We start from the raw sequence: 694 nt of genomic DNA on the forward strand, positions 1-694 counted from the left end.
TGAAGCTGATTGAGCAACGGTAGGCTCTTTTCTTGTCTGGTAAGGTAGCGCACTTCCACCGTTTTATCGTTTAGCTGCGTTTCGATGCGGTAGAGCTTTTGGATATGATTGAGTGCCCAATCTGCTTTTCCGCTGCCTTTCTTACCCGCACCTTTTTTGGCTTCCATGAACTTACGACGTGCATGTGCCCAGCAACCGATAAGGGTCGCTTGCGTTTGCTCGTAGCCTTGATAGCCATCCACTTGTAAGTAGCCGTTATAGCCATTAAGGAAGTCTACTGCGCATTGCCCAGCGCGACTATTGTGATAATCGTACAGCACGATATTAGGTGTCTTTGTACCAGGTATATTCCCAGCAGGCGAGTCAGCGCCACTGGCGAACAGCCACATATAGCTGTTCGCTTTTTCAGACTCAACGACTTTCAGCGTGGTTTCATCCGCCGCGATAACAGGCTGCTTTAACAGGTGTTGATGAAGCTGCCCATAAAGCGGTTTAAACAGCTCAGCGCAGCGGATTATCCAGTCCGCCATCGTCTTACGGCTTAATTCGATACCATGTTGTTTGAACATAGATTCTTGGCGATAAAGCGGTAAACCATATTGGTATTTGCTGGTAATGATTTGCGCTAATAAGCTTGGGGTTGCGTAGCCTTTTGGGATCACGCTGTGAGGTACGGGCGCTTGTTTAATCGTGT

The 694-nt window shown here is 48.1% G+C and carries 1 protein-coding gene; it reads right to left on the reverse strand.

The features are described 5' to 3' along the window. Positions 1–694 (reverse strand): IS66 family transposase (gene tnpC, locus JC525_RS19785; protein ID WP_198817874.1); only part of this gene is annotated, 694 nt, incomplete at both ends.

Source organism: Alteromonas sp. IB21 (genome assembly GCF_016405965.1).
Taxonomy (GTDB): Bacteria; Pseudomonadota; Gammaproteobacteria; order Enterobacterales; family Alteromonadaceae; genus Alteromonas.